The organism is Brucella anthropi ATCC 49188 (assembly GCF_000017405.1).
Taxonomy (GTDB): Bacteria; Pseudomonadota; Alphaproteobacteria; order Rhizobiales; family Rhizobiaceae; genus Brucella; species Brucella anthropi.
The window spans coordinates 2,255,061-2,269,116 of the sequence record NC_009667.1 but is presented as its reverse complement, the minus strand read 5'-3'; the positions used below and the strand labels follow the sequence as shown (position 1 = coordinate 2,269,116).

Sequence of the window (14,056 nt, the reverse complement as noted above, 5' to 3'; positions counted from 1 at the left end):
GGCGAGTGGGCATTTAGCAAATCACTTTGGGGTGCACAAGCCCCATCTGCATCTTCCGGCAATCTTTTTGAAAAAGAATGTGAAAAAGCCGGCGCCCAATCATTGAAAACATCATTGAAACCCTGAATTTCCGGGCTTTTTCAAAGGCTTCCACAAACTTAAAAAAAATCCGAAAAACGTCACCGAACGAGAGTGTAGCGGTGGAACAAAGGGCTGCTAGGGGCAACAAGAGCGAATCCGACGAATCCGATTCATTCGGATTCGCCTCAATCGCCAAAAAATTACCCGGCGATGCCCTGCAAGCGCTTGATATCCTCAAGACGCTTCAGCGTTTCCGTATATCCGGCGTCGATTGCCTCGGATGCGCGATGGAAATCGGCAAGCCCGATCTGTCCCACAATCGGCATAAGCGTGACATCCGGTGGATCGCCCGCCATGCGGGCTCGCGAGATGCGGTCCTGAATAATGTTGAAAGCTTCCATCATCACGCCCGTAATGCCAAGGCGCGCTTCCTTCTCACCATGAATTGCCTCAGCCAGACCTTCCTGGCGTGATTGCGCATGTTTGATGACTGCAGCGCGACCATACTGGTCGTAATGCAAGTTGACTGCCAGAACGAGGCGCTGCTCGTAAGCGCGGCACACGGATACGGGAACTGGATTGACCAATGCGCCATCGACCAGAACACGCTCCTGCCAGCGTACGGGCTCGAAAACACCGGGCAGGGCATAGGAAGCACGCATAGCATCAATAAGCGGGCCAGATGACAGCCAGATTTCGTGACCGGTGCGTAATTCGGTGCAGATGGCAACGAAGGGACGGTCCAGTTCCTCGATGCGCAGCCCGTCCAGATGCTCGCGCAGGCGACCATCGAGTTTCATTCCGCCGAACAGCCCGCTGCCGCGAAAGGTGATGTCGAGAAGATTGAACATGCGTCGCCGTGTGAGGCTGCGGGCGAAATCTTCCAGTTCATCGAGCTTTCCGGCCAGATAACAGCCACCGACAAGCGCGCCGATGGAAGTTCCGGCAATCATCTCGATATCGATATTGGCTTCGTCCAGCGCGCGCAGAACGCCGATATGTGCCCAACCACGCGCAGCTCCGCCGCCCAACGCCAAGGCTATCCGGCGCGGCTCACGCTTGATTTCAGGTTTTTCAACGATTTCTTCTGCCGGCGGTGCAAGGTCGTTATTCGCAGCCTTCCGCCTCTGCCCCCATGCAAGCATCACGATGGATACCTCTTCGTCTCGATTTGGAGCATTTCCGACAAAAGACTCAAGCGGTTTGCGTCAGGAAATGCCCAGACAAATGGCTAAAACGATTCCGACAACTCCGTTTGAATGGAACCGCTTCAGATTAGCGAAACATAGTATCCAAAGAATAAATGCTGCGAATTGATGGCGCGACTCATATTCGCGCCATCACATCCTTTTGACCAAGATTAATGCTCGTGATCGCAAGCGCCTTCAATAGCCAGCGATATATCGCCGTTCTCGGCAACAACCTGCCGATAGAAGCAGGAGCGGCGGCCTGTATGGCAGGTCGGCCCGTCACCGGCGACGCGCACTTTCAGCCAAAGCGCATCCTGGTCGCAATCCGTGCGCAACTCGACAACGCTTTGCAGATTGCCCGACGTCTCGCCCTTCTTCCAGAGCTTGCCGCGCGAACGAGACCAGTAATGCGCAATTCCCGTTTCGAGGGTAAGGCGCAAGGCTTCCTCATTCATATGGGCGACCATCAGTAACTCGCCGTCACGCGCATCGGTTACGACGGCAGTGATCAGCCCCGATGCATCGAATCGCGGCATGAATGCCGCACCTTCTTCGATGGCCTTCTTGTCGGAAGGCTGGGCAGGAAAGAAGCTCATAGTCTGCCGCTTATCTGCGGGTCAGGGTCATGAAGCGAACCTGTTCCTCCGCATTCACCTGCATTTCGCCGGTAAAAGTGGTGGTGATGGTCGTCGAACCCTGCTTGCGGATGCCGCGCATGGCCATACACATGTGCTCGGCCTCGATCATGACGGCGACGCCACGCGGCTTCAAAATGCGCTGGATGCTATCGGCGATTTGTGCGGTGATGCTTTCCTGTGTCTGCAGGCGGCGCGCGAAAATATCCACGACGCGGGCAATCTTGGAAAGGCCAACCACCTTGTGATCAGGCAGATAGGCGACGTGCGCCTTGCCAATGATCGGCACCATATGGTGCTCGCAATGCGAATGGAACGAAATGTCCTTCACGAGGACAAGATCGTTATAGCCACCGACTTCCTCGAACACTGTGCCGAGAACTTCTTCCGGGCTTTCCGTATAACCTGCGAACAGTTCCTTATAGGCCTTGGCAACGCGCTTCGGCGTTTCCAGAAGACCTTCACGCTCCGGGTCGTCTCCGGCCCAAAGCAAAAGCGTGCGTACGGCTGCTTCTGCATCGGCCTGCGTCGGCTTGCCATGCAAAAGAGTTACATCTGCCTGCTTGTTCGGCAGGCCGGATTCGTCATCTTCTTTGAGGATGCGAGCGTCCATCAGTATTCTCCAGTAGTCTCCTTCAAGGAGGAGACGAGTTAAACGGACAATACAACGATGCGCTTTGCGAGCGGGCGATGTATTGATCCGGCGCTTGAGGCCACCGGACAGGTTTTCGTGCGACTGCCCCCGGGTCTGTGCTAATGTTACCCATAGCGCAGACGCTACCTGCCTATTATATAGACATTAAATTGCAACTTCAAACCGCAGTCGGACGACAAAATTATGTTTTTCTCCGGCACTGCGGAAGGTTCGCCTCCATGATCGATGATATTTATAACAAACGTATTCTGGAATTCGCTGGAAACATGGAGCGTCTGGGACGCCTTCCTGAGCCCGATGCCGTTGCCAAAGTGCATTCCAAACTGTGCGGATCGACTGTTACCGTCTACCTGAAAATGGCTGACGGCATTGTGACGGATTTCGCACATGAGGTGAAAGCCTGCGCACTTGGGCAGGCTTCTTCGTCCGTGATGGCGCGCAATATCATCGGCGCTTCCGCAGAGGAACTGAAAGCCGTCCGCGATGAAATGTACAAGATGCTGAAGGAAGAAGGTCCGGCGCCGGAAGGGCGTTTTGCCGACCTGAAATATTTCGAACCTGTCCGCGAATACAGGGCTCGCCACGCCTCCACGCTGCTTACATTCGATGCGGTTGTCGATTGCATCCGGCAAATCGAGGAAAAGGCCAAAGCTGCCTGATGTGCTCTTGCGGCAAGAATCGCGCAGGCGAGGGCGCACCAAAGCGCTATAGCCGGAATTTTACAGATCCGTGGCGCAAGACACCCGGAAGAGTAATCGGCACTTCGTTCGTGCGCTTTTATCAGGTGACATTGTCGTCTCTCATCGGCAATTCCTGCCGCCATCTGCCGACCTGTTCCGAATATGCCTATGAAGCCATTGCTCGCCACGGCCTGTGGAGCGGCGGATGGATGGGGCTTTTTCGCGTCGTGCGTTGCGGGCCGTTCGGAACCCACGGTTTCGATCCGGTGCCGCGTGCACTCTCCAGTGATCTCAAATGGTATCTGCCCTGGCGGTATTGGCGCTGCTCGGCATCTTAGAGCGCGATGCGCTTTATCAAAGCCGTCTCCCGGTTTCCCCGAATTACCCCCAGCTGTGAATTCTGACAGTTTTTTGTTAGCTGATTATAATTCATTAAGGATATCAACGTTTCATTGAGAATTGGAATTTAAGGCAGTGCTGTGGTCTTTTTCGGGCCGCAATTTGCCTGCATGTCCCCCCGGCGTCCCTATTCCTGTGAGCTGTTATGCTGAAATCATCGTCCCGTCTTTCACGTCTCATTGCATCCTTAGCGCTCGGTGCGAGTGTGCTTTGTACGTCTGCGGCGATGGCGAATACGTCTTGGGTTGTGTTCGACGCCGATAGCGGGCGAATCCTTGGTCAGGACGATGCGAATGTGCAGCGCGCACCAGCTTCACTGGCCAAGATGATGACGCTCTATCTCGCCTTTGAAGGTCTCAAGACCGGCAGGCTGCATTGGGACGATGCAATGCCTGTGTCGAAAAATGCGGCTGCAAAGGTTCGCATGAAGCTCTGGCTGAAGCCGGGTGAGACGATTACCGTCCGTGACGCTATCAACGGCATGATTATTGTCTCGGCCAATGATGCGGCGACGGTCATGGGCGAATATATCGCCGGATCGGAAGCGGCTTTTGGCCGGTTGATGACGCAGCGTGCGCGCCAGATCGGCATGAAGAGCACTTTCTTCGTCAATCCGTCGGGACTGACCGCGAAGTCAACCCAGCTGACCACAGCGCGTGATATGGCCGTGCTTGGCATGTCGCTCCGCCGTGACTTTCCGGAACAATATGAGCTGTTCTCGCAGCGCTCCTTCACTTTCCGCGACCGTGTTCGCAACGGCCACAACAATCTGATGTATCGCTATCAGGGCGTCGATGGCATCAAGACCGGCTATACGGATGTATCCGGCTACAACCTCGTTTCCTCAGCCGTCATCAACGACAAGCACCTTGTCGGTGTCGTACTGGGGGCAGGATCGGCGCGGCAGCGCGACGACCAGATGGCGAAACTGCTCACCCGGTTCGGCACGGAAGGCACTGAGGCCACGGGGCAGCTCGTTGCAATGGCAAAGCCGCAGCCTGTCGCCAAACAGGCAGCTCCGGCCCAGCCGAAAGCAGACGCAGTAGCAGACCTGATCGACGATTCCCGTATCGAGCAGGGCGACGGTGGCTTCCTGATCGCCTCAGCCGCTGGAGCATCGGCCTGGACGATTCAGCTCGGCGCTCCACCGACACTTTCCGGTGCCAAGGAGCTGCTGGCCAAATATCGTCCGGCGGTCGACAAAGTCGCACCGGGCCTGAAAGCTGAAATTTCGCCTGCAGAAAAGCGCCGCAAGGTCTATCGTGCGCGTTTTTCCGGTTTCAAGGACTCTGCATCCGCCGAAAAAGCATGCTCGCAGTTGAAGCAGCAGAAGATCGACTGCCTCCCGATTCGGAACTGATTTCATTTCAATTGCACAGATGAGCGCGACCTGACGCTGTCAGTCTGTCGCGCTTTACTGGCTGGGCAAAAAAGACTAGAACCCAACCTTCATTTTCATACGCATGAACCCACCCGCAATCGTTGGCGGGACTGGATAAGGATGATCAGAATGTCGAATACCGTTTCCATGCAATTTCCCGATGGCTCTGTGCGTGAATACGATGCGTCGATGACCGGCGCGGGCCTCGCGGAATCGATTTCCAAATCTCTCGCCAAAAAAGCTGTTGCCTATGCCGTCGATGGCACCGTGCGCGATCTTTCCGATCCTCTCGGCGCTTCCGGCAAGATTGAGATTCTGACCCGCGAAGACCCGCGCGCGCTCGAACTCATTCGTCACGATACGGCGCACGTACTGGCAGAAGCCGTGCAGGAGCTTTTTCCGGGCACGCAGGTTACCATTGGCCCCGTGATCGAGAACGGCTTCTACTACGACTTTGCGCGTAATGAACCGTTCACGCCCGACGATCTTCCGGTGATCGAAAAGAAGATGCGCGAGATCATTCAGCGCAACAAGCCTTTCACCAAGGAAGTCTGGTCGCGTGAAAAAGCCAAGCAGGTTTTTGCCGACAAGGGCGAGAACTACAAGGTCGAGCTGGTGGAAGCCATTCCTGCCGGACAGGACCTCAAGATTTATTATCAGGGCGACTGGTTCGACCTCTGCCGTGGCCCGCACATGGCTTCAACCGGCCAGATCGGCAATTCCTTCAAGCTCATGAAGGTTGCCGGGGCTTACTGGCGCGGTGATTCCAACAATCCGATGCTGACCCGCATCTACGGCACGGCTTTCGCCAACGACAACGATCTTCAAGCCTATCTCCATATGCTTGAAGAAGCCGAAAAGCGCGATCATCGCCGCCTTGGCCGTGAAATGGACCTGTTCCATTTCCAGGAAGAGGGACCGGGCGTTGTGTTCTGGCACGCCAAGGGCTGGAAGATGTTCCAGAATCTGGTGAGTTATATGCGTCGCCGCCTCGACAGCCATGGCTATCAGGAAGTGAACGCGCCGCAGGTGCTCGACAAGTCGCTTTGGGAAACTTCGGGCCACTGGGGCTGGTATCGCGACAACATGTTCAAGGTAACCGTTGCCGGTGACGAAACCGATGACGATCGGGTCTTTGCGCTGAAGCCGATGAACTGTCCCGGCCATGTCATGATCTTCAAGCATGGCCTCAAGTCCTATCGCGACCTGCCGATCAAGCTTGCGGAATTCGGTAATGTGCACCGCTACGAGCCGTCAGGCGCGTTGCATGGCCTGATGCGCGTGCGCGGCTTTACGCAGGACGATGCGCACATCTTCTGCACGGAAGAGCAGATGGCTGCCGAATGCCTGCGCATCAATGACCTGATCCTGTCGGTCTACAAGGATTTCGGTTTCGAAGAGATCACCATCAAGCTGTCGACCCGTCCTGAAAAGCGCGTAGGCTCGGATGAGCTCTGGGATCGTGCCGAAAGCGTGATGATGTCGGTGCTGGAAAAGATCCAGCAGCAGTCTAACAACATCAAGACCGGCATTTTGCCGGGCGAGGGTGCGTTCTACGGTCCTAAGTTCGAATATACGCTGAAGGACGCCATCGGTCGTGAATGGCAGTGCGGCACGACGCAGGTGGACTTCAACCTGCCGGAACGCTTCGGCGCCTTCTATATCGACAAGGATTCTGAAAAGCGCCAGCCGGTGATGATCCACCGCGCGATCTGCGGCTCGATGGAACGCTTCCTCGGCATCCTGATCGAGAACTTCGCCGGTCACATGCCGTTGTGGTTTGCTCCGGTGCAGGTTGTCGTCGCCACGATCACCTCGGATGCCGACGAATATGCGGCGCAGGCTGCGGCAAAGCTGAAAGCCGCCGGACTGCAGGTCTCGACCGATCTGCGCAACGAGAAGATCAACTACAAGGTTCGTGAGCATTCCTTGCAGAAGGTTCCGGTGATCCTCGTCTGCGGCAAGCGCGAAGCCGAAGAAAACACGGTCAATATGCGCCGTCTCGGTTCGCGCGATCAGGAATCCATGACGCTCGATGAAGCCATCGCACGGCTGGTGGAAGAGGCGACCCCGCCCGATCTGCTCCGCCTCAAGAATGGTGGCTAACAAAAAAAAGGCCGCGCAATGCGCGGCCTTTTGCTTTTGAAGATAGTTTGAACTCAATCCATGCTGTCTTGAACAGACTCGGATTCGCCATTGGCGACGACTTCGACTTCCTCGTTCTTGCCGGATGAAACCTTGAAGTCTCGCTGGTAGATGCGGTCCTTGTTCTTGGCGACGGCAACATAATCGCCTTCGATAAGGACCATCGACGAATAAGCGCCAGCGCTTTCGCGTACCACGTCGCCGGAAGCGTTCAGAATTGACCATGACGTATCGGCAAGCGCTTCGCCGCCGCGCTCGCGCACAAGCTTCAACGTCACTTCCGCGGCCCGATGCTGAACGGTCGCTTCCGTCAGTTTTCCGGCTTCCACGCGAATATCGGCCCGAATGGTAGCATTGGCCGTGCCATAGTTGGAAACAACATGATAAGTGCCGCTGTTGAGGCGAATGATCGCGTTCGGCTTGACGTCGGGCACGATCAGCGACCGATCATTATTGTCTTCGTCCGCATAGATCGAGAAACGCAGGAGATCGTCATTAATCTTGCCGCCATCCGGCAGAATCGCACTGAGCTTCATCCCGCCTGCATCGAGCATCATCACTTCATGACGGGTCGCGTTGCCCACCGTGATCCGCTTGGTAGCACCGGCGCGCCCATAGGCGACATGCACCAGATAGCTGCCCTCGGGCAGATTGAAAACAGCGCTGCCGCCCTTTGCACTTGCGATCAACGGCAGTTGACCATCCGCTCCGACATCCGGCGAGAACACGCGCCATACAAGCCCCGCCGGAATGTCACCGCCACCTTCACTCAACCGCGCCTTGAGATCGAGTTCACGCGTCTGGACGAGCGGATTGTTCTCCGGGCTGGATGGGGCGGCATAAGTGTTCAGTGTCGGAAGATCGAGCGCTGGCTGCGGCAAGTCTGGCAGGCCAGTCGTGGTGGTCTGCAACTGTGGAATATTTGTCTGCGGATCTAGGCTCTGAGCCAACGATGGCATTGCACTGACGGCAAACGCGAACGCCGTAAAAAACGATCCTCCGCGCAGGGCAATTTTTCTCTTTGGGTAAAACAGGTTCAAGCGATCCGACATGTTGTATTTTTGAGCCCATGCGGGTGGCGAATTCAAGGCCAAATCGCTTCCGGCACCCGCATTTTTCCAACTTCTGTTGATTAATCGTTTCCGGAATTTTGACTTTACAGTGCGGATGCAAAGGGCGAGAAGAAGCAGCCCCGAATAAGTGGAGCAATATAAGCAGCATTTTAGTGACGAGGTTATCCGTGGCCCATCCGATCTTCGATTTTCTGGCACAGCGCAGTTCCACCCCGATTTCGGCAATTTCCGGACCAGCACCCGAGGGCGAGGAACTGGCAGCATTGCTGAAAGTTGCCGCACGCGTGCCTGACCACGGACGCCTGACACCCTGGCGTTTCATCCTTTACCGTGGCGATGCACGTCTCAAGGTCGGCGAGTATCTGGCCCAACGTGCCGAAGAAATTGAAGGTCCGATGCCGGAAGGACGCAAGGAAAAAGAGCTTACGCGTTTCTCGCGTGCGCCCCTTGTTGTCGGCGTGGTGTCGTCGCCTGTCGCGCATGAGCGCATTCCGGAATGGGAGCAATTCCTTTCGGCTGGCGCTGTCGCAATGAACCTTTGCACGGCTGCGAACGCGCTTGGTTATGCCAGCAACTGGATTACAAACTGGTATTCGGACGACGCTTCCGCCCGCGCTTTTCTGGGACTGGCACCCAATGAACGTGTTGCCGGGTTTGTTCATATCGGAACGGCGGCAAACAAGATGCCGGAACGCCCGAGAGCCGACATGGACAAGATCGTTACCGAATATTCCGGCCCATGGACGCAAGCTTAGAACTGACTTCAACAAGACTTTCTAATCAGCGGATAAACATATGTTTTATGAACCGAGGGAAGGGCACCCGCTGCCCCATAATCCGTTCAAGGCAATCGTTGCACCACGCCCCATAGGCTGGATCGGAACGAAATCGAAGGGGGGCGCTGTCAACCTCGCGCCTTACTCCTTCTTCAACGCGATCTGCGACACGCCGCCTATGGTCATGTTCTCATCGAGTGGTGTGAAGGACAGCGTTTCATTCATCGAAGAAACCGGCGAGTTCACCGCAAATCTGGTGAGCGATCATTTGAGAACCCAGATGAATGCATCATCTGTCGACGCGCCTCGCGGTATCAGCGAGTTCGAATATGCCGGACTGACCCAGACGTCGAGCAGGCTTATCGCAGCCCCGCGCGTCAAGGAGGCCTATGCAGCGCTTGAATGTGTCGCGGTGGAAATCAAACGATTGCAGGACAAAGAGGGCAGGCCGACCGACAATTACATGGTGATCGGCGAGGTTGTCGGCGTGCATATCGATGAACAGGTCCTGACCAACGGTCTCATTGATATCGCGAAAGCCAGACCTGTCAGCAGGCTTGGCTATATGGATTTTGCCACGACGGAAAGCGTCTACCAGATGTTCCGTCCAAAATGGGAAGATGAGAAATAGACCGATTGCACATTCCAGCAAAAGTGTGAAACGGTTTTGCGTCCGGAAATGCGTAAAAACAAATAGTTAGAGGCCTTTTTTCTTGGCTTCGCCCCAGATTGCTTCCATTTCATCGAGAGTAGCGGCGTCAAGGTTGCTTCCGGTTTCACCGAGCGTTTTTTCGATGAAATGGAACCGCCGCTTGAACTTCTCATTGGCTGCGACGAGCGCGGTTTCCGCATCGATCTCAAGATGGCGGCCCAAATTGACCATGGCAAACAGCAGGTCACCATATTCCTCTTCGATATCCGCGCGCTCCTTCGCCGCCATAGCTTCCTTCAGCTCTGCGGTTTCCTCGGCGATCTTGTCGAGGATCGGTGCTGCCTCAGACCAGTCGAAGCCGACTTTCGCGGCTTTCTGCTGGAGTTTCAAAGCACGAAGCAGGGCAGGGAAGGCGTGTGGAATATCGTCCAAAAAGCCGCTCTTCTCGGCCGTTTCAAGTCCGAGTTTCTCACGCCGTTCGGCCCGCTCGGCTTTTTCCTCAGCCTTGATGCGATTCCATGAGCCCTTGGCCATGCCTGCATTTCTGGCTTCAGCGTCACCGAAAACATGCGGATGTCGCCTGATCATCTTGTGCGTGATAGCTTCGACAACATCGCCAAATGCAAAGCTGCCCTGTTCTTCGGCCATGCGCGAATGGAACACCACTTGCAACAACAAATCGCCAAGTTCTTCGCGCAGATCGTCCATATCATTGCGCTCTATGGCATCGAGGACTTCATAAGTTTCCTCAAGCGTGTAGGGCATGATGGATTCGAAACTCTGCTCCACATCCCACGGACAGCCGGTTTCAGGATCACGGAGCGCTGCCATGATTTCCAGAAGGCGATCGATATTGCGGGATGGTTTCATCATCGCTCCGTCAAACTTGGCTGATCTATTGCAACCATTCAAGAGAATCGCACCGGATGGCTTGAAGTCTGTTACTGATTTTGCATAGTCAGCCGGGGATCGCACATCGGGGCGGCATGTTCAACAAGCGGATACATAAACGATGACAATTCTTGTGACTGGCGGCGCTGGTTATATCGGCTCGCACACCTGTGTTCAGCTCATCGAGGCAGGCCACGATGTCGTTGTGGTCGACAATTTTGACAACAGCCACCCGGAAGCCCTGCATCGCATCGAAAAGATTACCGGGCGCACGCCGCGCCGGGAAGCAGGTGATATTCGAGATCGCGCTTTTTTGGAACAAGTGATCCGGCATCACAAATGCACTGCCGTCATTCACTTTGCCGGTCTGAAGGCCGTCGGTGAATCGAGCGAAAAGCCGATGCTCTATTATGATTGCAATGTGGTGGGCACGCTCCGCCTGTTGCAGGCCATGGAAGCAACCGGCGTCAAGACACTGGTTTTCAGCTCATCAGCCACGGTCTATGGCGATCCGCAGAAATTGCCAATCACGGAAGACCAGCCGCTATCAGCAACGAATCCCTATGGTCGGACCAAGCTCGTCATCGAAGACATGCTTCGCGATATTTATAACGGCGACAACAGCTGGAAGATCGCCATCCTGCGTTATTTCAACCCGGTTGGCGCACATGAGAGCGGCCTGATCGGCGAAGATCCAAAGGGCATTCCGAATAATCTGATGCCGATCATCGCGCAGGTCGCGACCGGTCGTCGCGAAAAACTGAATGTCTGGGGCAATGATTATTCAACGCCCGATGGCACCGGCGTTCGCGACTACATTCACGTAGTGGATCTGGCCGCCGGCCACTTGAAGGCACTCAAGAAGCTGGATGAGCCGCAGTGTTTCGAGGTGAATCTCGGCACGGGGCAGGGCTATAGCGTTCTGGACGTCGTGAAGGCCTTCGAGCATGTTTCGAACCGCGAGATCAAATACGAGATTGCACCACGTCGTCCAGGCGACGTTGCTGAATGTTACGCTGATCCAACCTTTGCCCGCGATTTCCTCGGCTGGTCCGCAGAGAAGAACCTCCGCGAAATGTGCCAGGATATGTGGCACTGGCAGTCGAAGAACCCCAACGGTTACGAATGAATCAGCTTGGATTTTAAATTGGAAGCCACATCTCAAAAGTGTGAGCTATCGCGCCATATCGGGAGGATTGAAACTCCTCCCGAGAGGTTTATGAACGAATGTGAATTTTGAATGAAGCGGGCGTCGCGCTCCGCGATGCCTGCAAGATTGGACGATATGATGCGCTTCCTGCCTGACAAATTCACCAGCATGCTGATCGTGACCATTCTGCTTGCGTCCGTGCTCCCCGTGCACGGTGATTTTGCAGACTGGTTTGCGCTGGCGACGAAATTTGCTGTCGGGCTTCTGTTCTTTCTGCATGGTGCGAGGCTCTCGCGTGAGGCCGTCGTTGCAGGCATAACGCACTGGAGGCTGCATCTGGCAGTCCTGTCATCGACGTTCATCCTGTTTCCGATCCTCGGTCTGGCGGCAGGCTGGACCATTCCCGGCTTGTCGCAATCAGCCTTCTACACAGGTATCCTCTTTCTTTGCGTTCTGCCTTCAACGGTCCAGTCGTCCATAGCCTTCACCTCAATTGCGGGCGGCAATGTTTCAGCGGCAATCGTATCAGCATCTGCGTCGAACATTTTCGGCATGTTTCTCACGCCCTTGCTGGTCGGCTTGTTGTTCGCAGTCAAAGGCGGTGGTGGAATATCGGTCGATGCGCTCGAATCCATTCTGTTGCAGTTGCTCGCACCCTTCGTGCTCGGACAAATTCTGCAGCCATGGATCGGCAGTTTCATGCGGCGGCACAGCAAAGCACTCGGCTTTGTTGACCGAGGCTCGATCCTGATGGTCGTTTATCTGGCTTTCAGCGAGGCTGTGGTTGAAGGTCTTTGGCGTACCGTTTCGTGGCACGATCTCGGCATGATGGTGGGCGTCAACATCGTTCTGCTGGTCGTTGTGCTGCTGGCCACCTGGTACGGCAGCAAGTTGCTCGGTTTCAATCGTCCCGACCGCATCACGATCATGTTCTGCGGATCAAAGAAGAGCCTCGCCAGCGGAGCTCCAATGGCAAGTGCGATTTTCGCCGGTGCGAATGTCGGCAGCATCGTTCTGCCTTTGATGCTCTTTCACCAGATCCAGCTTATGGCCTGTGCTGTGATTGCACGAAAGCTGGCGGATCATAAAGGACAAGACGAGCGCGTCACAGCAGCTGCCGAGTAGGGAACCATCTGATTGCAGCGACCCCGCTTGCGAGATTTTCCAGATAAGCGTAGGAAGCGGGGAGGGATACTCTTGCTCTACGCGCTCGAATGTCCACCAAAGTAAGAAATTACAGATTTTACAAACACTTACATACCGCATCTAACAGATGCCAAGAACAGAAGAAGGGCCGATCTTTATGGCTGAGAATGACCAACCAGCTTTTGATCAGGAAGCGCTTGCAGAAGCCTATGAGCGGGCGCTTGCACTGGAAAAAGCTGGCGATTTCGATGCCGCTGCCAAGGCCTATGAAGATGTGCTGCGGATCGATCCTGATGACCATGGCGGCGCAGCCGTGCGGCTTGCGAGCATGGGACGCGGTGCGGTACCTCTAAAGGCACCGGATGCCTATGTGTCGACACTCTTCGATCAACATGCCGAAATGTTCGACACGATCCTTGTTGACCAGCTCGGTTATGACGTTCCGCTGCAGCTGCGGGAAATGCTCCTCGACATGAACGACGAGTTTTTCGCTGAACGCATGCTCGATCTGGGCTGCGGCACTGGCTTGTCAGCTGATGCGCTCGATGACATGGCCGGACATAAGACCGGCGTCGATATCTCGGAGAACATGATCGAAGTCGCTTACGAGAAAGGCGACTATCAGGTGCTATTCGTCGGCGAAGCCGTTCGCTTTCTCGAAACCACGAGCGAACAGGATTGGGATCTGATCGTCGCTACCGATGTTTTGCCATATATGGGCGAACTCGACAAATTCTTCACGGGCGTTGCCTCGCATCTGTCATCAGGCGGACATTTCGGCTTCTCCAGCGAGACGCTGGACGATACAAGGCTTGCCGGGCGTGCATTCATGGTCGGAGACTATCAGCGCTTTGCACACGCACAAACCTATGTGCGTGCAATGCTCGACAACCACGGAATGGATTGTGTGCGTTGCGAAGATATCGTCGTGCGCAGCGAACAAGGAGCGCCAGTTCCAGGCCATCTCTATATAGCTCGGCGTCGCTAGTACTCTGGGCTGATATTCAGGGTTCACATCTAAGTCTCGAAGGAGCTCAGATGTCGACAGCGCCGCAAGCGGTTGTCGCGATGTTTCAAGACAGATGGATATGGGTTGGTTCCATAATCTATCTTATGTGATCGATGTACGTCACTAAACACTAGCCGTTTGTATCCTGCCCTTCATGTCGATTGTACGCGCAGCAGCCTGCTTTGCATCGTTG

General features: G+C 55.2%; 14 protein-coding genes. 9 read left to right on the top strand and 5 right to left on the bottom strand.

What is annotated here, in order from left to right:
• Window positions 1–281: 281 nt before the first annotated feature.
• From OANT_RS11195 to folE, 3 genes are all read right to left on the bottom strand, one after another.
• A complete protein-coding gene (locus OANT_RS11195) occupies window positions 282–1,229 on the bottom strand; it encodes a patatin family protein (protein WP_040129287.1) in 948 nt (315 codons plus the stop codon).
• A gap of 212 nt (window positions 1,230–1,441) precedes the next feature.
• Entirely contained in the window at window positions 1,442–1,867 is a 426-nt protein-coding gene (gene hisI, locus OANT_RS11190; RefSeq protein ID WP_012092052.1) for a phosphoribosyl-AMP cyclohydrolase, read from the bottom strand.
• Between the two features lie 10 nt (window positions 1,868–1,877).
• Complete coding sequence (folE, locus tag OANT_RS11185; protein ID WP_006466810.1) at window positions 1,878–2,519, bottom strand: GTP cyclohydrolase I FolE; 642 nt, start codon at window positions 2,517–2,519, stop codon at window positions 1,878–1,880.
• 260 nt (window positions 2,520–2,779) lie between these two features.
• On the opposite strand from folE, the gene OANT_RS11180 reads away from it, so the two are divergent.
• The 4 genes from OANT_RS11180 to thrS all read left to right on the top strand — a co-directional run bounded on the left by OANT_RS11180 (window position 2,780) and on the right by thrS (window position 7,127).
• Window positions 2,780–3,220 (top strand): iron-sulfur cluster assembly scaffold protein, encoded by a 441-nt coding sequence (locus OANT_RS11180; protein WP_010660103.1) that lies wholly within the window; start codon window positions 2,780–2,782, stop codon window positions 3,218–3,220.
• Window positions 3,220–3,579, top strand: coding sequence for a membrane protein insertion efficiency factor YidD (yidD, locus tag OANT_RS11175; RefSeq protein WP_012092051.1), 360 nt, complete (start codon window positions 3,220–3,222; stop codon window positions 3,577–3,579). Before OANT_RS11180 ends, yidD begins: the two co-directional genes overlap by 1 nt.
• A 206-nt stretch (window positions 3,580–3,785) precedes the next feature.
• Entirely contained in the window at window positions 3,786–5,000 is a 1,215-nt protein-coding gene (locus OANT_RS11170; protein WP_012092050.1) for a D-alanyl-D-alanine carboxypeptidase, read from the top strand.
• A 150-nt stretch (window positions 5,001–5,150) separates the two neighbouring features.
• A complete protein-coding gene (thrS, locus tag OANT_RS11165) occupies window positions 5,151–7,127 on the top strand; it encodes a threonine--tRNA ligase (RefSeq protein WP_029924832.1) in 1,977 nt (658 codons plus the stop codon).
• A gap of 53 nt (window positions 7,128–7,180) precedes the next feature.
• Here thrS and OANT_RS11160 read toward each other — a convergent pair whose 3' ends face one another.
• Complete coding sequence (locus OANT_RS11160; RefSeq protein ID WP_373366444.1) at window positions 7,181–8,125, bottom strand: RgsD C-terminal domain-containing protein; 945 nt, start codon at window positions 8,123–8,125, stop codon at window positions 7,181–7,183.
• A 281-nt stretch (window positions 8,126–8,406) separates the two neighbouring features.
• On the opposite strand from OANT_RS11160, the gene OANT_RS11155 reads away from it, so the two are divergent.
• Window positions 8,407–8,994 carry a nitroreductase family protein gene (locus OANT_RS11155; RefSeq protein WP_012092048.1) on the top strand — a complete coding sequence of 196 codons (588 nt, stop codon included), beginning with the start codon at window positions 8,407–8,409 and terminating at the stop codon, window positions 8,992–8,994.
• Window positions 8,995–9,034: 40 nt separating this feature from the next.
• Window positions 9,035–9,646: a flavin reductase family protein gene (locus OANT_RS11150; protein WP_012092047.1), complete on the top strand. Its 612-nt coding sequence runs from the start codon at window positions 9,035–9,037 to the stop codon at window positions 9,644–9,646.
• Between the two features lie 66 nt (window positions 9,647–9,712).
• On the opposite strand, the gene mazG is transcribed toward OANT_RS11150, so the two are convergent.
• Complete coding sequence (mazG, locus tag OANT_RS11145; protein ID WP_012092046.1) at window positions 9,713–10,537, bottom strand: nucleoside triphosphate pyrophosphohydrolase; 825 nt, start codon at window positions 10,535–10,537, stop codon at window positions 9,713–9,715.
• A 142-nt stretch (window positions 10,538–10,679) separates the two neighbouring features.
• Between mazG and galE the strand changes: the two genes are divergently transcribed.
• The 3 genes from galE to OANT_RS11130 all read left to right on the top strand — a co-directional run bounded on the left by galE (window position 10,680) and on the right by OANT_RS11130 (window position 13,842).
• Window positions 10,680–11,687 carry a UDP-glucose 4-epimerase GalE gene (gene galE, locus OANT_RS11140; RefSeq protein ID WP_010660095.1) on the top strand — a complete coding sequence of 336 codons (1,008 nt, stop codon included), beginning with the start codon at window positions 10,680–10,682 and terminating at the stop codon, window positions 11,685–11,687.
• Between the two features lie 159 nt (window positions 11,688–11,846).
• Window positions 11,847–12,833: a bile acid:sodium symporter family protein gene (locus OANT_RS11135; protein ID WP_036563726.1), complete on the top strand. Its 987-nt coding sequence runs from the start codon at window positions 11,847–11,849 to the stop codon at window positions 12,831–12,833.
• A gap of 178 nt (window positions 12,834–13,011) precedes the next feature.
• Window positions 13,012–13,842, top strand: coding sequence for a class I SAM-dependent methyltransferase (locus OANT_RS11130; protein WP_012092044.1), 831 nt, complete (start codon window positions 13,012–13,014; stop codon window positions 13,840–13,842).
• The last annotated feature ends 214 nt before the right edge of the window (window positions 13,843–14,056 follow it).

Bases quoted from the DNA above. Each gene is read 5' to 3' on its own strand.
- hisI (WP_012092052.1), bottom strand. From the start codon at position 1,867: ATGAGCTTCTTTCCTGCCCAGCCTTCCGACAAGAAGGCCATCGAAGAA.
- folE (WP_006466810.1), bottom strand. From the start codon at position 2,519: ATGGACGCTCGCATCCTCAAAGAAGATGACGAATCCGGCCTGCCGAAC.
- OANT_RS11180 (WP_010660103.1), top strand. From the start codon at position 2,780: ATGATCGATGATATTTATAACAAACGTATTCTGGAATTCGCTGGAAAC.
- yidD (WP_012092051.1), top strand. From the start codon at position 3,220: ATGTGCTCTTGCGGCAAGAATCGCGCAGGCGAGGGCGCACCAAAGCGC.
- OANT_RS11170 (WP_012092050.1), top strand. From the start codon at position 3,786: ATGCTGAAATCATCGTCCCGTCTTTCACGTCTCATTGCATCCTTAGCG.
- thrS (WP_029924832.1), top strand. From the start codon at position 5,151: ATGTCGAATACCGTTTCCATGCAATTTCCCGATGGCTCTGTGCGTGAA.
- OANT_RS11160 (WP_373366444.1), bottom strand. From the start codon at position 8,125: ATGCCATCGTTGGCTCAGAGCCTAGATCCGCAGACAAATATTCCACAG.
- OANT_RS11150 (WP_012092047.1), top strand. From the start codon at position 9,035: ATGTTTTATGAACCGAGGGAAGGGCACCCGCTGCCCCATAATCCGTTC.
- mazG (WP_012092046.1), bottom strand. From the start codon at position 10,537: ATGAAACCATCCCGCAATATCGATCGCCTTCTGGAAATCATGGCAGCG.
- galE (WP_010660095.1), top strand. From the start codon at position 10,680: ATGACAATTCTTGTGACTGGCGGCGCTGGTTATATCGGCTCGCACACC.
- OANT_RS11135 (WP_036563726.1), top strand. From the start codon at position 11,847: ATGCGCTTCCTGCCTGACAAATTCACCAGCATGCTGATCGTGACCATT.
- OANT_RS11130 (WP_012092044.1), top strand. From the start codon at position 13,012: ATGGCTGAGAATGACCAACCAGCTTTTGATCAGGAAGCGCTTGCAGAA.